Genomic DNA, 19,065 nt, shown 5'->3' with positions numbered 1-19,065 from the left:
TCAGCTCTCCTGTTTCTTCAGCAGCGCCACCGTCACGCCGAGGATCACGGGAATGGCGACGAGCAGGGGCCAGAACGAGGCGTGCAGGTCGCCGAAGCCCAGCGCCTTGTTGAACACGCCGCGGCTGATGTTGAGCATGTGCGTGGCCGGGTACATCAGGCCGATCGCCTTGCCCACGCCTTCCATCGACGAGACGGGATTGAGCAGGCCGGAAAACTGGATGGCCGGGATCATGGTGCCGATCATGGTCACGAACAGGGCGGCGATCTGGCTGCGCGTAAACGTCGAGGCGAACAGGCCGATGCCGGTGGCGCAGATATTGAAGATGAAGGTGGCGCCGATCAGGGTCGGCAGGCTGCCCTTGATCGGCACGCCGAAGGCGGTGACCGCCAGCAGGGCCATGAGGACGAAGTTGAACATGGCCAGCACCACGTACGGCACCTGCTTGCCAAGCAAGAATTCCAGGCGCGTGACGGGCGTCACGTACAGGTTGATGATGGAGCCGAGTTCCTTCTCGCGCACGACGGACAGCGCCGCCAGCATGGCCGGCAGCATCAGCAGCAGCAAGGGAATCACGGCCGGCACCATCGCGGGCAGGCTTTTCACGTCCGGGTTGTAGCGGAAGCGCGTCTCGATGGCGACCGGATTGCTCACCTTGACGCCATAGCGGTGCAGCGCCTGGTCGGCCAGCCACAGCTGGTGCATGCCCTGCACGTAGCCTTGCACGGTTTCGGCGCGCATCGGCATGGCGCCGTCGATCCACGCGCCCACCTGGGCCGGCGCGCCGCGCTGCACGTCGCGCGCGAAGCCGGGCGGGATCTCGATGGCCAGCGACAGTTCGCCGCTGCGCATGCGCTTGTCGATATCGGCATAGTCGCGCAGCGGCGGGCGCTCGATGAAGTAGCGCGAGCCGGCCAGGTTGTTCGTGTAATTCTGGCTCAGCGTCGTCTGGTCGTGGTCGAGCACCGCGTAGCTGAGGTCTTCGACGTCCAGGCTGATGCCGAAGCCGATGACGAACAGCAGCAGCACCGAGCCGCCCAGCGCCAGCGTCAGGCGCACGGGATCGCGGCGCAATTCCAGCGTTTCGCGCCACATGTAGCTGAGCATGCGTCCCAGGCTGAAGCGGCTGCGCCGGTGCTGCGGCGCCGGTGCCTGCACTGCCGCGTCCTGCGCAGGCGCCTCGCTCTCCTTTGCCGCCGGCGCCGTGCCGCCGCCCGCTTCTTCCAGGTAGGCGATGAAGGCCGCTTCCAGCGACGGCGCGCCCTTCTTGCGCACCAGTTCGGCCGGCGCGTCGCTGACCAGCACCTTACCGGCATGCATCAGCGAAATGCGGTCGCAGCGCTCGGCCTCGTTCATGAAGTGGGTGGAAATGAAAATGGTGACGTGGTCGCGCCGCGCCAGCTCGATCATCAGGCGCCAGAAATTGTCGCGCGCGATGGGGTCGACGCCGGACGTGGGCTCGTCGAGGATCAGCATTTCCGGCTTGTGCACCATGGCCACGGCCAGCGACAGGCGCTGGCGTATGCCCAGCGGCAGGCTGTCGGGCAAGCCGTCCATCACCTCGCGCAAGTCGAAGCGCTGCGCCATCTCGTCGATGCGCGCCGGGATGTCTTTCTCCGGCACGTGGAACAGGCGCGCGTGCAGCACCAGGTTCTGGCGCACCGTCAGCTCGCTGTACAGCGAGAACGCCTGCGACATGTAGCCGACCCTGCGGCGCGTGTCGATATCGCTGGAATCGACCTCGTTGCCGAACAGCCAGGCCTGGCCTTCCGTGGCCGGCAGCAGGCCAGTGAGCATCTTCATGGTGGTCGACTTGCCGCAGCCGTTCGAACCGAGGAAACCGAAAATCTCGCCGCGGCCGATGCGGAAATTCACATGGTCGACGGCCGTGAAATCGCCGAAGCGCATGGTCAGGTCTTTTGCCTCGATGGCGACATCCTGCGCGCTGGCAGCGTCCAGCGGCGTGATGACCACGGGCTGGTGGCCGGCGCGCTTGGCCTCGGGCAGCAGCTTGATGAAGGCCGCTTCCAGGTTGTCGCTGTGCGTGCGCGCCAGCAGCTCGGCCGGCGTGCCCGTGTCGAGCACCTTGCCGTCATCCATGGCCACCAGCCAGTCGAAGCGCTGCGCTTCGTCCATGTAGGCGGTGGCCACCATCACGCTCATCTGCGGGCGTTGCACGCGGATGCCCGCGATCAGGTCCCAGAACTGGGCGCGCGCCAGCGGATCGACGCCGGTGGTCGGCTCATCGAGAATCAGGAGGTCGGGATCGTGGATCAGCGCGCAGCACAGGCCCAGCTTCTGCTTCATGCCGCCCGACAGCTTGCCCGCCGGGCGCGCCAGGAAGGGCTGCAAGCCCGTGCTGCGGGTCAGCTGGTCGATGCGGCGGCGGCGCTCGGCCGCGTCGTGGCCGAACAGGCGCGCGAAAAACTGCAGGTTTTCCTCGACCGACAGGGTCGGATACAGATTCTTGCCCAGGCCCTGCGGCATGTAGGCGATGCGCGGGCAGACGTCGTCGCGGTGGCGCGCATCGCGCATGTCGCCGCCCAGCGCCATCACGCTGCCCTGCTGCACGGCGCGCGCGCCGGCTACCAGCGACAGCAGGCTCGACTTGCCTACGCCATCGGGACCGATCAGGCCCACCATGCGGCCGGCCGGCACGTCCAGGTCGATGGCGTCGAGCGCCACCGTCTTGCCGTAATGCTGGCTGACGCCCTTGATGCTGACGACAAATGGGTTCACGTCCATGGTCACTGCGGGACCTTGGCCGTCAGTTCAGCGGGCCAGGCCTGCTGCGCGTCGAGGCGCACCCAGGCCACGCCGGGCAAGCCCACCTTGACCAGGGCCAGGTGCTTTTGCAGCAGCTCGCGGCTGATCTGCGCCTTCACGCGGAACATCAGCTTCTGCCGCTCGCTGGCCGTTTCCACCGTCTTCGGCGTGAACTGCGCGCTGGCGGCGACAAACGAAATCGTCGCCGGAATCACGTAATTGGGCGCCGCATCGAGGATGATGCGCACTTCGCCGCCCAGGGCCACCTTGCCGGCGGCCGTCTCGGGCAGGAAGAACGTCATGTAGACGTCCGACAGGTCGACCAGGTTGAGCACCTTGCCGCCGCCGGCCAGCACCTCGCCCTGCTGCGCCACCAGGTATTGCACGCGGCCGTCGCGCGGCGCCGTCAGCTGGCCGTCGGCCAGGTCGGAATCGATGCGCGCCGTGGTCGCCTCGGCTGCCACGACGGCGGAGCGGGAACCGACCACCTGCGCCTTGGCCGCGTCGATGGCCGCCTGCGCCGCCGTCACTTGCGCCCTGGCCGCGTTCAGGGCCGCCGCCACGCTGCGCACGCGGGCGCGGTCGTCGTCGAGTTCCTGCACCGAGGAAGCGCCCTCCTTCGACAAGGTTTCGGAACGGGCCAGGCGGCGCTTGGCCGCATCGAGTTCGCTTTCGCGCTGCGCCACCATGGCCAGCGCGGCCGCCTTGTCGCTTTCGCGCACGGCCACCTGCGCCTGCGCGCCGACCACGGCGTCGGATGCCTGCTGCTGGCGCGCGCGCGCCTCGTCGCGCTGGGCCGACAGCGAATCGACCTGCATGCTGGCCAGCGGCTGGCCCGCCTTGACGAAGTCGCCCTCGCGCACGAGGATCTCCTTGACCCGGCCCGCCAGCTTGGTGGCGACGTCGATCTCGGTCGCTTCGATGCGGCCATTGCCGCTGACGAAACCTTCGCCAGGCCCCGCAGGACGCATTTTTTGCCAGGCCACATAGCCCAGCACGAGGACGGCCACGACGAGCGCCGCGGGAACGAGTTTCTTCTTCAGTTGTGGAGTCATGGTATCGGCAATCGCTTTTAATTGGTGAACGTGGCGGCGGGCGCGCCGCCGCCCAGGGCGGCATACAGGCTGACCTGGCTGGCCAGCAGCGCGCGGCGCGTCTGCACCAGTTGCTGCTCGACCGTCAGCAAGTCGCGCTGCGCATCGAGTACTTCCAGGTAGGGCGCGGCGCCATTGTCATAGCGCAGCTTGGCCAGGCGCGCGCGTTCGCTCTGCGCGGCCAGCGTGGTCTTGCCGATATCGACCTGCAGCGCCAGCCAGCGCCGGTTCGACAGGGCGTCTGCCACTTCGCGGAAGGCGCCCTGCACGCTCTTTTCATAATTGGCCACGGCCACGTCGCGGCGCACTTCGGCCAGGTCCATATTGGCGCGCAGGCGCCCCGCGTCGAAGATTGGCAGCACCAGGCGCGGCGCGACATTCCAGGCGCCGCTGCCCGAGTCGAACAGGCCGCTCAATTCCGCGCTGGCCGTGCCGTAGGCCGCCGTCAGCGAAATCGTCGGGAAGAAGGCGGCGCGCGCGGCGCCGATATTCGCCTGCGCGGCGCGCAGCTGGTGTTCGGCCGCCACCAGGTCGGGGCGCTGCACCAGCAAGGCCGATGGCAGGCCCGCATGCAGCGGCTGCAGCACGCTGGCGTCGTCGAAGCGGCGCGTGTCCGGCGTCAGGTCGACGGGTCCGCCCACCAGTTGCGCCAGCGCGTGCGCCTGCACGGCGCGCGCCTGCTCCAGCTGGGCCGACAGCGAGAGGGCCTGGCTGAGCAGGGTTTCCACCTGCGTCAGGTCCAGCTTGGAAATCGACCCCACCTCGAAGCGGCGCGTGAAAATGCGCAGCGATTCGGCGCGGCTGTCGACGGTGGCGCGCGCCAGCGCCACCCGTTCATCGAACTCGCGCAGTGCCAGGTAGCCGTTCGCCACCTGCGCCACCAGGGCCACGCCGACGGCGCGGCGCGCCTCGTCGCTGGCCAGCAGGGTTTGCAGCGCGCTGTCCTTCAGGCTGCGCACGCGGCCCCAGAAATCGAGCTCCCAGGCGCTCACGTTCAAGCCCGCCTGGTACTGCGCACTCGTCATGGCGCGGCCCGTCAGGCTCAGGTCGTCCGGCACGCGAGAGCGGCTGCCGGAAGCGCCCAGCGCCACGGTGGGAAACTGTTCGGCGCGCTGGATGCCATAGGCTGCGCGCGCCTCGTCCACGCGCAGCGCGGCGATGCGGATGTCGCGGTTATTCGCCAGCGCCTGCGCAATCATCGCCTGCAGGCGCGGGTCGGCAAAATAGGCTTGCCAGGCGATGTCGGGCGCGTGCGCGCCGGCGCCATCGTTTTCCGGATACTGCGCCGCCACGGGCAGCGGCGGCGGCGCGTACGGCGGCGCCAGCGAGGCGCAGCCGGCCAGGACCAGCGTGGTGGCCAGTGCAGCGGCCAGCCTGGCGCGCGCGGGGAGAACGGAAACAGGCATGATCATCTTCTTCCAGTCAATTCAGAATGTTGTAGCCGCCGTCGACATACAAGGTGCCGCCCGTGATGGCGCGCGCGCCGTCGCCGGCGAGAAAGGCGCACAGCGCGCCCACGTCCTCGATGGTGGCCAGGCGCCGCAGCGGCGAGCGTTCGATGGCGTCGGCCATCAGGCGGTCGAAATGGGCGATGCCGGAAGCGGCCCGCGTCTCCAGGGGACCCGGCGAAATGGCGTTGACGCGGATGCCGGCCGGACCCAGTTCCGCCGCCAGGTAGCGCACGGACGACTCCAGCGCCGCCTTCACGGGGCCCATCAGGCCGTAGTCGGCGATGACTTCCTCGGCGCCCAGGTAGCTCATGGTCATCAGGCTGCCGCCCGCAGGCATCAGCGGCTCGGCCAGCCTGGCCATGCGCATGAAGGAGTGGCAGGAGATATCCATCGCCTGCGCGAAACCGGCGGCCGAACTGTCCGTGACCCTGCCGTGCAAATCCTGCTTCGGCGCGTAGGCGATGGAATGGACGACGAAATCGATCCGCCCCCACTGCCGTTCGATCTGCGCAAACACGGCTTCCAGCTGGCCCGGCACGGACACGTCGAGCGGCGCCATGATGGCCGCCTGCAGCTGCACGGCCAGCGGTTCCACATGCGGGCGCGCCTTCTCATTGAGCCAGGTCACGGCCAGTTCGGCGCCGGCCGCGCGCAGGGCGCTGGCGCAGCCCCAGGCGATGCTGTGCGTATTGGCGATACCCACCACCAGCCCCCGCTTGCCCTGCAATGGCGGGGACGGCAACGAGGCGGCCGTCATGGCTTGGACGGACGCAATGCCGGCCACGGCGTGGCGGCGTTCACGCACTGCACGGCGCCCGCGCAGAACGATGCGGCGCAGGCAGCGAGGGTAACGCCGCCGGCACGCGCATGCGGCAGCACGATGGGAGTGTGGGGATGGAGGGTGCTGCACGCGTCAGGCGCGGGGATCTGCATCTTCATGTATCTGGCTTCCGTCACTGAAATTCGAGGCCGGCACCAGGCCATGCGAAGTGGACTGGTACGGGGCGAAAATTACTCTACAGCATTTAGACGCGCGATTTGCGATGGAGCCGGGGCGCATGCATAAGGCTTTGAGCAAGGTCAACTATAAGTGCGATTGCGGCGATGCAACATTGATGTACATCAAATTCTACATCAATAGTATTTAAATGAAACAAATTGTAAGCAATCGAATCGCGGTATTTATTTGATAACTATGTTGGAGTGGCGAGAATGAAAGTTACTGCCGGAACTCAAATTGGTATTAGTGGAGAAATACGTGGAGGAAAGGTATTGCAGAGAGGGAATGCTGCAGGAAAAGCCAAATGGGGAGCCATGCTATTGCGACGCAACATGGCACCCCATTGATTACTGCATTGATATTATTAATTTATTGCCAGGCTACCGTGTAGCGGCCGGACGCGAATACAGGTCGATGATGGTGCTGATGCCATCCTGGCATACGGAACAGAATGTCTCGCTGCGGTCGAACATAATGCACTGCATCTCCGGGCGGTAATAACCGGACGATTCGTAATTCGCCCCTTCGAACGCACCCACGGCATGGCGCTGCGGCGCCTTCGAGAACAGCTGCTGTGTGTACGCCAGGTCGGCCTTGAACAAGTCGCTCATTTCGCTTTCCGGGCGGTTGGCCGCGCGCAGGGCCGCGCGCTGCTTCTGGTACTCGCGCGCATGGCTGTCGTACGCTTCCTTCGGCCACGGCGTCGGCAGCGGCGTGCCGGCCTTCACGTGGTTTTTCCATTTCAGCCTGGCCGGATCGCGCAGCGCCGTGGCGTTCGGCTCCCACGGTTCCTGGCGCTCGCCGTTCGACTGATACGCCACGGGCGAGGTGTAGTACTCGTCGGCCAGGCCGGCGAAATGGTGGCCGAATTCATGCACGAACAGATAGTTGGCCCAGTCGCTATTGGCCGCCGCCGTGCTGAACTGGCCGAAGATGCCGCCGCCGCCATACGTGTCGTTGTTGACGAGGATTTCGATGAATTCATACGGCGCGTATTGCGCCAGGTCGCGCAAGGCGCGGTTGTCGGTGGTCAGCACATAGCGCTCGCTGCCGAAGATATCGTAGCGCGTGCCCAGCGGCGAGGCGTGGTGCACGCCCGTCGATGGACGCGACACGCCCGACTCCTGCGTCGGCGCGGCCATGGCCCACACGTTGAAGTCATTGGCCCGCTCGCGGAACGGCGACACCGTGAACAGGTGGTCGGCCAGCTTGCGCGCCGTCGCCTCGAACTTGTCCATCTCGGCGGCCGTGTAGCCATCGCCCATGATCAGCAGGTCGACCTTGCCCGACGACGGGCCGCTGATGCGGATCGGGATCGGCTTGGCCGGCGCCGGCGGCTGCTTGCGGATCACGTCCTGCGCCGCCGGGTCGACATCGGTGCTCCACACGATGGAAAACAGGCCGCGCTCGTCGCGCTTGAGGATGCGCACGCGCACGGGCTGCTCGGGCTGCGGGAAGCGCACCGATTCCTGGAAGGCGCGCGTGGTGGTCTTCGCCTCGTCGGTGCTGGCCCACTCGCCAAAGATGGTGGAAAAGCCGCGCGAATACAGCACCTTGCCGGACTTGATATCGACCACTTCGAGCAGGTTGTTGCCACGGTTGCTGTCGTCGATGGGGCGCGCCAGGTTGCCCGCCCAAGGCAAGGGCTCGATCAGCACGCGCTCGACCGCATAATGTTCGCCCAGCGCATTGCCGCTGTGCTGGTAGTCGAGGCGCATGGTGGCCGGCAGCGTGGCAAAGTCGGCGTGCGCGGCAGGGACCATGCCGGCAGCCAGCGCCAGCGCGCACAGCAAGGATCGAATCGGGGTCTGCTGCATGTCATTCCTAAAACGGTAGAAAAACAGGTGAAGGGATCGATTTTCCAAATATACGGCGGCCATGCCGGAAGGCTCGGGAAAATCCGCTGCGGCACATTGTAGCGACAGGATCAGGGCCTGCAAAGCCTCCATTCATGCGTATCCGCTTGACCTTGCGACCGGCCTCCATTATATTAGACTGACTAGTCGATTAATTAAAAGGATAGCCAGCCACCATGCGCACCATCGATCCCGACAAACACGCGGCCCGCCGCGACGCCATCCTCGCGGCCGCGCGCCACTGCTTCGCCCGCAAGGGCTTTCACCAGACCAGCACGGCCGCCATCTGCGCGCAGGCCGGCATGAGCCCCGGCAACCTGTTTCATTATTTCCCCACCAAGCAAGCCATCATCGCCGCCATCGTCGACCAGGAAGGCAGCGAAACGGCCGCGTATTTCGCCGGCGCGCAAGGCGACGCCGATGCGTATGGCGCCCTGCTCGGCTTCATGGACCTGGTGCTGGCGCTGGCCGCCGACGCGGCATTTGCGGGACTGGCGCTGGACATTTCGGCCGAAGCGATGCGCGACGCCGATATCGCCGCCAGGGTGGCGCGCAACGATGCCGTGCTGCGCGCCGGCGTGCAGGCGCTGCTGGAAAGCGCGGCCGCGCAAGGCCGGGTCGACGCCGAACTCGACCCGGCGCAGACGGCCGGCTGGATCGCCGCGCTGATCGATGGCATCTTCAACCGCGTCGCCGTCGATCCCCATTACGCACCGCTGGCGCAGCGCGCCGGCCTGCACCTGCTGCTGGCGCGCTTCCTGCGCCCTTCCCTGGCATGAGCACCGCCATGCCTGGCGCACCGACCACGGCCCCCGCGCGCATCGCCGATGTCGACGCCCTGCGCGGCTGCGCCCTGTTCGGCATCTTGGTCGTCAATATCGGCGCCTTCGCCACGCCCTGGTTCGGCCTGGGCCTGACCGACCCCGCCTTTGCCGGCGCGGTCGACCGCGCCACGCACTTCCTCGTCGCGCTGCTGTTCGAGACCAAGTTCTACCTGCTGTTTTCCTTCCTCTTCGGCTACAGCTTCACCCTGCAGATGCAGGCGGCCGCGCGCGCCGGCGCCCCGTTCGCGCCGCGCATGCTGCGCCGCCAGGCGGGCCTGTGGCTGCTCGGCGCCCTGCATGCCGTCTTCCTGTTTCATGGCGACATACTGACCACCTATGCCGTGCTGGGCATGCTGCTGCTGGCCCTGCACCGTTGCGGCGAGCGGCCGGCCCTGATCATGGCCGCCTTCCTCGTCATCGGCTGCGCCGGCTTGTGGGCCGCGATGGCCTGGCTGCAAGGCCTGCAGCCACCGGGCGACACCGTGGAGCATGCCGTGGCGATGGCGCGCAAGGCGGCGGCCGCGCTGGCCGCCTACCGCGACACGCCGGCCACCGTCATCGCCCAGCACGTGCGCGAACTGGGCGAGATCTGGGTCGTCCTGCTGTTGCTGCAGGCACCGTGCGCGCTGGCCATGTTCCTGTGCGGCCTGGCTGCCGGCAAGCGCGAGATGCTGCTGCATGCGGCCGCCTACCTGCCGCTGCGCCGCCGCCTGCTGTGGGCCGGCGCGCTGGCGGGCCTGCCCGGAGCGGCCTGCTATGCGTGGACGTCCGTGTATGCGGGCGACCAGGCGTGGCAGCTGGCGGGACTGGCCGTGGGCGTGGCGAGCGCGCCGCTGCTGACCGGGGCCTACGTGGCCCTGGCGCTGGCCCTGTTCGACCGGCTGCGCGATGGCACGCTGTTTTCCCTGCTGGCCGATACGGGCCGCATGGCATTGTCGAACTACCTGCTGCAATCGGCCATCTGCGCCTGGCTGTTCCTCGCCTATGGCGCGCGCCTGATGGGCAGCGTCTCGCCGCTGGGGGCACTGGCGCTGGCCGCCGCCATCTTCTGCGCGCAGCTGCCACTGAGCCGCTGGTGGCTGCGCGGCCATGCGTATGGTCCCGTCGAGTGGCTGCTGCGGGCACTGACGATCGCGGCATGGCCGCGCTGGCGGCGCGCCGGTGCCGCTTATTTGTAGCGGTACAGTGGCTGGCGCAGCTGGATGGGGCGGATGTCGAGGCGCAGCTTCAGCACCGAATACGCTTCCGCCTCGGTCGAGCTGTAGCCGACGCTGTTGACGGTCTTGCTGAACCTGAATTCGAAGCCCAGGTCCGGATACGGGTCGCGCGGGTTGCCGAAGGCGATGCCGATGGCCTCCTGCTGGGCGTTGTCGATGAGGTTGCCCATCAGGTCGAGCACGGCGTTATTGCCGAGGATATCGTTGGTAAACACGGGTTCGCGCATGTCGGGCTGGTTCGGATCGAGCTTATTATCGGCCTTGTCCGGCGACGGCGTAAACACGCGCGTGACGAGGTTGAATTTGTCGCCCCGGTCCAGGTAGCTGATGGCGGCATTGCTGATGTTGAAATTTTTCACGCCGCGGTCGCTGATGGCGCCCGACAGGTCGATCAGCAGGGCGCCGCTGTAGCCGATGACTTCCACATCGCGCATGGCGTCGACCACCATGGCGCTGTTTTCGTCGATGCCCAGGCCCAGGTGATAGCCTTTTTTCAGCATCACGGGAATCATGCGCGCGAAACGGCCGCGCACCAGCAAATGCTGGTCGACGAACACGTCGCTGCCGATGAAGCCCAGGCCAGGCGCGATTTCGCGGCCGTCCGTGACGCCCATCTTGAGCATGTCGAGCACCGGCTTGGCATCGTAGAACATGGTGGTGCTCATGATGGCGGCGCCGGCGCTGGAACCGGCGATCACGCCGCCGTTGCGGTACACCGACCAGATGGCTTCCAGCGCGGCCGTGCGGCTGCCGTCCTGGCGCAGCAACGCTTGCGTGATGCGGCCCTGGTCGCCGCCAGCGAAATAGATGCCGCTGGCCGACTTGATCTGCGTGACGATGGACGGGTCTTCGGCCGCCTTGCGGTAATCGCTATTGGGCAGCTTGACGGCCAGCGGCACGAAAAAAGCATCGGCGCCGTATTGATTGAGTTTCTTGATGATGCTTTCGCCCGATTTTTCCGGGTTCATCGCGGCCGAGGCCAGCACGGCGATGCGCGCGCCGGGTCCGCCCGACAGCTTGACGATGCGCTGCCAGACTTCGGCATTATCGGCCCGCAGGCCGCCGCCGATGATGACGAGGGTGCCTTGCGGCGCGCTGCCGATGGCACTGCCGGCCGGCGCCGCCATGGCATGGATGCTGCAAAACGCCAGCGCGAACAGCAGCGCGGCAGACAGTTTTTGATACAGGCTTGCGGATGATTTCATGGTGCCTTTCGAATGCGAGAAAAGTGGCGCGCACTTGCCGATACAAACACGCGCCATTGCTGCCGATTCTGCTGCTTGCTACCGAACTCCATCGAACTACGATACTACCCGCTGCGTGTGACAGCGGTATTGCGGCATCTCCTGCTTTCCAGTCTTATTTGAAGGTGTAATTGGCGCTGGCATAGAAGCGCCGCCCGCGCGGGTCCGAATAGCTGGGGTCATAGCCGGAAAGGAAAAAATACGCCTGGTTCGAGTATGGCGGACTGGTATTGAACATATTCTGTATGCCCGCGCGCAGCTTGAACTGCTTGCTGACCGCATAGGCGCCCGACATGTCCCACAGCGTGTACGCCTTCACCCGGTTCGACTTGACCACGCTGCCGTCGTCGATATTGATGGCCGAATTCTGGTCATCGTAGCCGCTCGAATACGTGTTCGACAGGCTGGCCGAGTACGGGCCGCTATCCCAGTCCAGCGTGATCGTATGGCGCCAGCGCTGCACCACGCCGTCCGTGACAAATTTATTCAGGTTGCTGATGAACACGTCGCCAGGGCTGGTCTGGATTTTCGAATCGAGCACATAGGTGCCGCTCAGGTGGCCGCCGAAGCGCCCCCATGCCGTTTTCACGCCATGCAGGTCGGCAGTGATGTCGATGCCCGCGGCTTTTTGCGCGCCGCGGTTTTCCTTGCGCAGTTCGATGTAGTCGATCAAGCCGTCTTCATCGCGGTGTACCAGGTCGCCGTACTTGGACAGATTGGCCAGGATGATATCGTCGCCGATTTCGCTGATCAGGTCCGTGCGCTTGATGTTCCAGTAATCAAAGCTGAAGGTCCAGTGCTCGCTGGGCTCGAGCACCAGGCCGGCCGAGAACTGGCGGCTGCGCTCCGGTTTCAGCTTGTCGTTGCTGTAGCGGCGCGTATCCCAGTTGTCGGCGCAGACGGAATAGTCGTTGTTCTCGGCGGCGCAGTACACGGGATCAGGCAGGGTCGCCGTGCTGCTGTACACGGTGGGGCGGTGCAAGTCCGACATCGACGGCGCGCGGAAGCCCTTGCCGGCCGAGGCGCGCATCAGCACCTGCTTGCTGGGCATGTAGGTCAGGCCGATCTTCGGACTCAAAGCGCCGCCCACCTGCTCATAGTGATCGTAGCGGCCCGACAACTGCGCCTGCCACTGCTTGCTGAACGGCAGCAGCAGCTCGCCGTAAACGGCCTGTACATTGCGGCTGTCGCTCGTGACCTTGCCGCCCTCGGGCGCATCATCGTTGTTGATGTTGTTGCTCATCAGCAGCGCCGATGGACGGAACTGCGTGCGTTCGCGTCGCACTTCGCCGCCCACGGCCAGCGCCATGTCGCCGCCGCCCATGGCCATCAGCGCACGCGAAGCCTTGAAATCGAGCGCGTCCATGCTGCCGCGCGCATGGCGCACCTCGTCGTTGACCTGGATGCTGTCGAGCAGCGCCTTGCCTTCCGCGCCCGATGGCCCGAAGGGATTGATGCGGCCATCGGCGATCCCCGCGAGCAGCTGGTCATACAGGACGTAGCCATGCGTATCCCGGTCCTTGACGATGTTGACGCTGTGGTTGAAACCCACGTCATAGTCCCAGCCGCCCACGGTGCCGGTCGCGCCCACCACGTAGCGCTGGCTTTCGCTGGTCAGCTGGCTGGTGCGCATGCCGGCCTCGTTCAGGCGCATGCGCAGTTCCAGCTCGCGCCCCACCGGCTCGCCATCTTCATCGACGGCCGTATCGAAGCCGGCATTGGCCAGCTGCGGCACCTTGCTGTAATCGAGGTAGCCGATCACGCGCGCCGACGAGCCCACGTAATAGCTGCGCGAACGGCTCAATGCGACCTCCGCGTACAGCTGGTGATCGTTATTCAGTTTCAGCACGCCGCGCGTGAGCAGGTTCTGCTTGTCCGTCTTCGGATACAGCTCCGTATCGCCCATGTAGTCATAGGTGCAGCCATCCACGCCGCCCGTGCCTTTCGGCAGGTACAGATTGGCCGGCGGCGCGCAGTCCGGGATGGCGAAATTGATCTGGCGGTTGGTGATGGGCTGGCCATTGAGCAGGAAGCCGTTGTCCTGCAGATGCGTGCGCTGGGCGCTCGACAGGCGGATATTCGCCGGGCTGGTAAAGCTCGACAGCAAATGCCCGAGGCGCTGCGGAATCTGCAGGTTCGGAATGAACTTGCGCTGCGAGGAGCGCAGGCGGTCCGTCTGCTGCAGATCGACGACGGCAAAGATATTGTAGCCATCGGTGGCCAGGTCGCCCGTGCCGGCCGTGATGCTGGCCGTGCGCTTGCCGGCGCCACCTTCGTCGGTGCCGCTGGCGTAGGCGTTCAGCTCCACGCCCTGGTAATCCTTGCGCGTGATGAAGTTGATCACGCCGCCGATGGCGTCCGTGCCATACAGGGCCGAGGCGCCGTCGAGCAGCACCTCCACGCGCTGCAGCGCGGCGGCGGGAATATTGTTCAGGTCCACGCCGGCATCGTCGCCGGGCGAGGCGAAATTGGCCATGCGCCGGCCGTTGAGCAGCACCAGCGTCGACGAGGTGCCCACGCCGCGCAGGTTGGCGCTGTTGAAGCCGCGCTGGTCGCCGCCCACATTGATGCTGGCGCCATCCGTCAAGCCGCCCACGTTGGCCGAGACGCGCGCCATCAGTTCGGCCGCCGTCGTCACGCCCGCTTTTTCGATCTCCGCGCGCGTGATGATCTGCACCGGCAGGGCCGTTTCGGATTCCAGCCGCTTGATGGCCGAGCCGGTAATCTCCACGCGCTGCAGCTTCGGCACGGGCATGGCGGCCTCGGCCGGTGCCGCCTGTTCCTGCGCCAGCGCGCCGCCGCCCAGCATGCCCAGCGCCGCCGACACGCTCAAGGCGCCCAATGCCAGGCGCACGGCGTGCGCCAGTACCGACTCGCGTGGCAGCACCTGCCTGCCCGGTTGTTTTTCCATGTGCATTTCAACTCTCCCAGATGGTTTAACCCTGATTTTTATAGTGACTGCTTTTTGGGTACTGCCTTGCGCTGCTTGACTGCTGTTTTCCGGGGGCCTTGCGCGCCATGCTCGCCGCCATACAGGTAGGCGGCGATCACCTCGCTCAGGCGCGCTGCTTTTTCAACGTTGTCCTTGTTCGACACCATCAGCGCCACGACCAGCGCCTCGATCATGGCCAGTGCCGTGCTGGCGCTGCTGGGCAGCACGGGATGCGTGCTTTGCGCGTACAACACATGGTCGGCCAGTTCTGCCAAGGGCGACGCGGGCGAGTCGGTCAGCGCCACGATGCGCGCGCCGCGGTCGCGCGCGAAGCTGGCCAGGCCGATACAGTCGAGCGTATAGCGGGGAAAGGAAATGACCACCAGCACGTCGCTCGCCGTCAGGTTGACCAGGTGGCCGGCCGCCACTTCCGAGCCGCCGATGCCCACCACTTCCACCACATGCGCGCAGAACGGCTGCAAATGCTGCACCAGCATGCCGGCCAGGTTGGCCGACAGGCCAAAGCCCATCACGTACACCACCTTGGCACGCGTTAGGCGGCGCACCACGGCGTGCATGTCCGGCAGCGACAGGCTGCCCGAGGTGGCGGCGATATTCGCGGCCGCATACTCGAGGCTTTGCGTGACGGGCGAGGTGGCGCGCGCGCGCCGTTCTATCGTATGGCGCAGCTTGTCGACCGGTTGCAGCAATGCCTGCAGGGTTTCTGCCATGGCGCCGCGCATGGCCGAATAATTCTTCTGGCCGATATCGCGCGCGAAGCGGCTGATGGTGGCCGTCGACACCTGGCAGCTGTCGGCCAGCTCCTCAATGCCCAGCGCGGTGACGCGCATCTGGTTGCGCAGCAGGTAGTCGGCGATCTGCCGCTGCGAGACCGAGCCGCTGGCCAGCACATGCATCAGGGCCTGTCCCAGCGGCGACTGCGCAAACGCGGCATCGGGCGACGACATGGCGGCGGCCGGTGCCGCGCGTGGCGTGCTGTTGCGGGCAGGACTGGCGGATGGTTTCATATCACTGGCGGCCTGTTGTTTTTACGCGCTGCAATGGCAGCCTGCATGCTGCGCATGGACGGAGAAAGCGTGGCAAAGCGGCGCAGGATGCGCCGTTTGAAACCACTTTACGCATATCAAAAAGAAAACTCAACAAATTTTTGTAAAAGGATTTTCATTGATTTACTTCGTGAAAATAATGCTACATAATCGACCGAAATCCATCAACCGCGCCCCGTTTTGGGGCGAAATCATCATGCAAGTACACCAGCATCCGATCTCCACGCCGCACGCCAGCGTTGCCTGCCAGTTGAGCAGCTTTCACTTCGGCAGTCCGGCCGCCGGCAGCCGCAGCGGCAAGAAGGTGTATATCCAGGCGGCGCTGCACGCGGACGAGGTGCCGGGCATGCTGGTGGCGCAATTCTTGCGCCGCGAACTGCTGGCGCTGGAAGCGGCCGGCAAGATCCATGGCGAAGTGATCCTGGTGCCGGCCGCTAACCCGATCGGCCTGGCGCAAGCCATCCATGGCGCGCCGTTCGGCCGCTTCGACCTGACCACCGGCATCAACTTCAACCGCGCCTACCGCCACGTGGCCGATGAGCTGAAAACCACGCTCGATGGCCTGCTGGGGCCCGATGCCGATGCCAATGTGGCCCTGATACGCCAGCATGCGCGCGTCGCCGTCGCCGCCTGGCAGCCTGGCACGGATGCGGGCGTGCTGAAAAAAACGCTGCTGGGCATGGCCATCGATGCCGACATCGTGCTCGACCTGCACTGCGACAACGAGGCCGCGCTGCACCTGTATACGGGCACGCCGCTGGCGGCGCAACTCGCGCCCCTGTCGGCGCTATTGGGCGCGCGTGCCGTGCTGCTGGAACTGGCGGCCGGCGAAGAGCCGTTCGACGAAGCGTGCAGCCGCCTGTGGTGGGACCTCGACGCGCACTTCGGCGGCCGCTATCCGATTCCCGCCGCCTGCCTGTCGACCACCGTCGAACTGCGCGGCGAAGTGGAAGTGAGCTATGCCCTGGCCGAGCGCGATGCGCAAGCCCTGCTGCGCTTCCTCGCCATCGAGGGTGTGCTGGACATCGCTGGCGCCGGCGACGACCTGCCCGCGCCGCAATGCCAGCCGACGCCGCTGGCCGGCGTGGAACCGATCCTCGCGCCGCATCACGGCGTGCTGGTGTATCTGCGCGAGATGGGCGACGTGCTGGCCGCCGGCGATGCGCTGGCCGACCTGATCGATCCCGTCAGCGGTGAAACGACGACCTTGCGCTGCACGGTCGCCGGTGTCTTCTTCGCGCGCAGCGCCCACCGCCACGTCTTGCGTGGCATGAATGTCGGCAAGGTCGCCGGCGCCGTCGCCTTCCGCGGCGGCAGCCTGCTCAGCCAATAATAAAGAAAACCCGCATGAGAAAATACTTCAAGCTGCCCAATACCTTTGTCCTGCTATGCGGCATCCTGGCCATGATCGCGCTGGCGACCTGGCTGGTACCGGGCGGGAAATTCGACACCCAGCTGGTCAACGGCAAGCAGCTGATCGTTCCCGGCACCTTCCACTATGTCGACAACAAGCCGCAGGGCTTTGCCGCCCTGATGATGGCGCCCATCAAGGGCTTCGTCGACGCCGGCCTGATCATCGGATTCGTGCTGATCGTCGGCGGCGCCTTCTCGGTGCTGCAAAAAACGGAGGCCTTCGATTCGCTGATCAAGTCCATCGCCAAGGCGCACACCAGTTCGCGCTTCGTGCGCGCCGCCCTCATTCCCGTCTTCTTCACCATGTTTTCCCTCGGCGGCGCCACCTTCGGCATGAACGAGGAAGCCATTCCCTTCATCCTGATCTTCGTGCCGCTGGCACTGGCCCTGGGCTACGACTCCATCGTCGGCGTGTCGATTCCCTTCATCGGTTCGCAAGTGGGCTTTTCGGCCGCCTTCCTGAACCCGTTCAATGTCGGCATCGCGCAGGGCATCGCCGGCGTGCCGATCTTTTCCGGCATCGGCTACCGCCTGATCGTGTGGGCCATCGCCACGTTTGTCAGCATCGTCTTCCTGATGTGGTACGCGGCGCGCATCAAGCGCCATCCGGAAAAAAGCCCTACCTACCTGCTCGACATTGAAAAGCGCGGCGAGCATACGCTGGACTTTTCCACCTTTGCCGGCATGACGCGCACGCACCGCGCCGTGCTGTGGATCTTCATGGCGACCCTGCTGACGATGGTCGTCGGCGTCGTCAAGTACGACTGGTTCATCGATGAAATCGCCGCCCTGTTCCTCGGCATGGCCATCGTCGTCGGCCTGGTCGGCCGGCTCGACATGGACAGCCTGGTGGCGTCTTTCGTGCAGGGCGCGCGCGACATGGTGAGCGTGGCGCTGGTCATCGCGCTGGCGCGCGGCACCATGATCCTGGCGCGCGACGCACAGATCATCGACACCATGCTGCATGCGCTCACGCCGCTGGTGGCTTCGTCGAGCCCCGTCTTCGCCGCGCAGAAAATGTTCTTCATGCAGTCGGTGATCAATTTCTTCATCCATTCGGGCAGCGGCCAGGCCGCGCTGACCATGCCGATCATGGCGCCGCTGGCCGACCTGGTCGGCGTGACGCGCCAGACGGCCATCCTGGCGTTCCAGTTCGGCGAATTCACCACGCCGATGATACCCACCTCCGGCATCACCGTCGGCGTGCTGGCGCTGGCGCGCATCCCCTGGATTACGTGGGCCAAGTGGATGATACCGCTGCAGCTGATCTATCTGGTGTTGGCCCTGCTGCTGCTGATTCCGCCGTGCCTGATGCACTGGCAGTAAACACCCCAGCCACGGCGACTTGCGCCCGCCCTTCAATACGGGCAGTCAGCGCTGGTAGATGTCCGGCACATAGCGCTCCATCAGCGTTTCCGGGCGCAGCGGCGCCGTGAAGCCATGGCGCGCGTACAGCGTATGCGCGGTGCCGGTGGCCAGCATGAAACGGCGCAAGCCCTGCAAGTCGGGATGCGCCATGACGGCTTCCATCAAGCGCTTGCTGTAGCCGCGGCCACGACAGTCGTCGAGTACATACACGTCGACCAGATAGGCAAACGTGGCATAGTCGCTGACCACGCGGGCAAACGCCACCTGGCGGCCGTCGAGCGTGCCGCCAAAACACAGCGAATGGTCGATCGCGCGCTGCACGGTAGCCAGCGGGATGCCGATGGCCCATGTCGATTGGGTGCTGAGAAAATGGTGGATGGCCGGAACGTCGAGTTCCGCCTTGTCGGTGCTGATTTTCAGATGTGACATTGCGCTGGCCCTGCTGTCGTTGAAAACACGATCATCGGCCTTTTTGCGGCTGCTGTCACCAGGGCTGGAAAGAACCGGGGGCGCCGCCCGTTCCGCTTGCCCATGTTGGGGTATGACGATTGACTGCTGCTACCGCCCTTTTCCGTACTGCCGGCATGGCATCGCCGTGCTTACAGTGCGGCTTTTTCTGCGGCGCTCAAACGCTTGGCGCTGACATGGACGGTGTACATGGTGGCAGCGGCGTCGGCGCTGGCCACGAGCGGTGCTGGCGCGGCGCGGAACTTCGGCACGGCGGCGGTGGCCAGGCTGGTAGCGGCGGCGATGGCGACGATGGCAACGAAGATGGCTTCCATGTTTTTAGCGATGTTCATGATGTGCTCCTTTGGGTCAGTGGTTTGTGTCCT

At 65.6% G+C, this 19,065-nt stretch carries 14 protein-coding genes; 4 read left to right on the top strand and 10 right to left on the bottom strand.

What is annotated here, in order from left to right; translation table 11 throughout:
* From rbbA to AC1RDJ_RS01880, 5 genes are all read right to left on the bottom strand, one after another.
* Positions 1-2,745 (bottom strand): ribosome-associated ATPase/putative transporter RbbA, encoded by a 2,745-nt coding sequence (gene rbbA / locus AC1RDJ_RS01900; RefSeq protein WP_493026346.1) that lies wholly within the window; start codon positions 2,743-2,745, stop codon positions 1-3.
* Positions 2,746-2,747: 2 nt separating this feature from the next.
* Positions 2,748-3,821, bottom strand: a complete 1,074-nt coding sequence (locus tag AC1RDJ_RS01895; protein ID WP_071321970.1) for an HlyD family secretion protein — start codon at positions 3,819-3,821, stop codon at positions 2,748-2,750.
* A 17-nt stretch (positions 3,822-3,838) separates the two neighbouring features.
* Positions 3,839-5,272, bottom strand: coding sequence for an efflux transporter outer membrane subunit (locus AC1RDJ_RS01890; RefSeq protein WP_493026345.1), 1,434 nt, complete (start codon positions 5,270-5,272; stop codon positions 3,839-3,841).
* A 10-nt stretch (positions 5,273-5,282) separates the two neighbouring features.
* On the bottom strand, positions 5,283-6,068 hold the full coding sequence (fabI, locus tag AC1RDJ_RS01885) for an enoyl-ACP reductase FabI (RefSeq protein ID WP_493026559.1): 786 nt from the start codon (positions 6,066-6,068) through the stop codon (positions 5,283-5,285).
* A 623-nt stretch (positions 6,069-6,691) separates the two neighbouring features.
* Positions 6,692-8,128, bottom strand: coding sequence for an IgA Peptidase M64 (locus AC1RDJ_RS01880; RefSeq protein ID WP_493026344.1), 1,437 nt, complete (start codon positions 8,126-8,128; stop codon positions 6,692-6,694).
* 215 nt (positions 8,129-8,343) lie between these two features.
* Here AC1RDJ_RS01880 and AC1RDJ_RS01875 point away from each other — a divergent pair, with 215 nt between their 5' ends.
* Entirely contained in the window at positions 8,344-8,946 is a 603-nt protein-coding gene (locus AC1RDJ_RS01875) for a TetR/AcrR family transcriptional regulator (RefSeq protein ID WP_493026343.1), read from the top strand.
* Positions 8,947-8,954: 8 nt separating this feature from the next.
* Positions 8,955-10,169: a DUF418 domain-containing protein gene (locus AC1RDJ_RS01870; RefSeq protein WP_493026342.1), complete on the top strand. Its 1,215-nt coding sequence runs from the start codon at positions 8,955-8,957 to the stop codon at positions 10,167-10,169.
* On the opposite strand, the gene AC1RDJ_RS01865 is transcribed toward AC1RDJ_RS01870, so the two are convergent.
* The 3 genes from AC1RDJ_RS01865 to AC1RDJ_RS01855 form a co-directional block, all read right to left on the bottom strand.
* Positions 10,160-11,413, bottom strand: coding sequence for a cyanophycinase (locus AC1RDJ_RS01865; protein WP_071321967.1), 1,254 nt, complete (start codon positions 11,411-11,413; stop codon positions 10,160-10,162). The two genes, AC1RDJ_RS01870 and AC1RDJ_RS01865, sit on opposite strands and share 10 nt — an antisense overlap.
* 154 nt (positions 11,414-11,567) lie before the next feature.
* Positions 11,568-14,363 carry a TonB-dependent receptor gene (locus AC1RDJ_RS01860; RefSeq protein ID WP_493026341.1) on the bottom strand — a complete coding sequence of 932 codons (2,796 nt, stop codon included), beginning with the start codon at positions 14,361-14,363 and terminating at the stop codon, positions 11,568-11,570.
* Positions 14,364-14,401: 38 nt separating this feature from the next.
* On the bottom strand, positions 14,402-15,412 hold the full coding sequence (locus AC1RDJ_RS01855) for a MurR/RpiR family transcriptional regulator (protein WP_493026340.1): 1,011 nt from the start codon (positions 15,410-15,412) through the stop codon (positions 14,402-14,404).
* Positions 15,413-15,647: 235 nt separating this feature from the next.
* Between AC1RDJ_RS01855 and AC1RDJ_RS01850 the strand changes: the two genes are divergently transcribed.
* Complete coding sequence (locus AC1RDJ_RS01850; protein WP_493026339.1) at positions 15,648-16,784, top strand: succinylglutamate desuccinylase/aspartoacylase family protein; 1,137 nt, start codon at positions 15,648-15,650, stop codon at positions 16,782-16,784.
* 14 nt (positions 16,785-16,798) lie between these two features.
* On the top strand, positions 16,799-18,190 hold the full coding sequence (locus tag AC1RDJ_RS01845; RefSeq protein WP_493026338.1) for a YfcC family protein: 1,392 nt from the start codon (positions 16,799-16,801) through the stop codon (positions 18,188-18,190).
* A 45-nt stretch (positions 18,191-18,235) separates the two neighbouring features.
* Here AC1RDJ_RS01845 and AC1RDJ_RS01840 read toward each other — a convergent pair whose 3' ends face one another.
* Both AC1RDJ_RS01840 and AC1RDJ_RS01835 read right to left on the bottom strand, forming a co-directional pair.
* Positions 18,236-18,661 (bottom strand): GNAT family N-acetyltransferase, encoded by a 426-nt coding sequence (locus tag AC1RDJ_RS01840; RefSeq protein ID WP_071321963.1) that lies wholly within the window; start codon positions 18,659-18,661, stop codon positions 18,236-18,238.
* Positions 18,662-18,831: 170 nt separating this feature from the next.
* Positions 18,832-19,032: a hypothetical protein gene (locus AC1RDJ_RS01835; RefSeq protein WP_071321962.1), complete on the bottom strand. Its 201-nt coding sequence runs from the start codon at positions 19,030-19,032 to the stop codon at positions 18,832-18,834.
* Positions 19,033-19,065 lie beyond the last annotated feature (33 nt).

The organism is Janthinobacterium sp. GW822-FHT07H10 (genome assembly GCF_058798675.1).
This window is presented reverse-complemented; position numbering and strand designations above follow the sequence as displayed.

Excerpts from the sequence above, each read along its gene's own strand:
- rbbA (WP_493026346.1), bottom strand. The coding sequence starts at position 2,745 with ATGGACGTGAACCCATTTGTCGTCAGCATCAAGGGCGTCAGCCAGCAT.
- AC1RDJ_RS01895 (WP_071321970.1), bottom strand. The coding sequence starts at position 3,821 with ATGACTCCACAACTGAAGAAGAAACTCGTTCCCGCGGCGCTCGTCGTG.
- AC1RDJ_RS01890 (WP_493026345.1), bottom strand. The coding sequence starts at position 5,272 with ATGATCATGCCTGTTTCCGTTCTCCCCGCGCGCGCCAGGCTGGCCGCT.
- fabI (WP_493026559.1), bottom strand. The coding sequence starts at position 6,068 with ATGACGGCCGCCTCGTTGCCGTCCCCGCCATTGCAGGGCAAGCGGGGG.
- AC1RDJ_RS01880 (WP_493026344.1), bottom strand. The coding sequence starts at position 8,128 with ATGCAGCAGACCCCGATTCGATCCTTGCTGTGCGCGCTGGCGCTGGCT.
- AC1RDJ_RS01875 (WP_493026343.1), top strand. The coding sequence starts at position 8,344 with ATGCGCACCATCGATCCCGACAAACACGCGGCCCGCCGCGACGCCATC.
- AC1RDJ_RS01870 (WP_493026342.1), top strand. The coding sequence starts at position 8,955 with ATGCCTGGCGCACCGACCACGGCCCCCGCGCGCATCGCCGATGTCGAC.
- AC1RDJ_RS01865 (WP_071321967.1), bottom strand. The coding sequence starts at position 11,413 with ATGAAATCATCCGCAAGCCTGTATCAAAAACTGTCTGCCGCGCTGCTG.
- AC1RDJ_RS01860 (WP_493026341.1), bottom strand. The coding sequence starts at position 14,363 with ATGGAAAAACAACCGGGCAGGCAGGTGCTGCCACGCGAGTCGGTACTG.
- AC1RDJ_RS01855 (WP_493026340.1), bottom strand. The coding sequence starts at position 15,412 with ATGAAACCATCCGCCAGTCCTGCCCGCAACAGCACGCCACGCGCGGCA.
- AC1RDJ_RS01850 (WP_493026339.1), top strand. The coding sequence starts at position 15,648 with ATGCAAGTACACCAGCATCCGATCTCCACGCCGCACGCCAGCGTTGCC.
- AC1RDJ_RS01845 (WP_493026338.1), top strand. The coding sequence starts at position 16,799 with ATGAGAAAATACTTCAAGCTGCCCAATACCTTTGTCCTGCTATGCGGC.
- AC1RDJ_RS01840 (WP_071321963.1), bottom strand. The coding sequence starts at position 18,661 with ATGTCACATCTGAAAATCAGCACCGACAAGGCGGAACTCGACGTTCCG.
- AC1RDJ_RS01835 (WP_071321962.1), bottom strand. The coding sequence starts at position 19,032 with ATGAACATCGCTAAAAACATGGAAGCCATCTTCGTTGCCATCGTCGCC.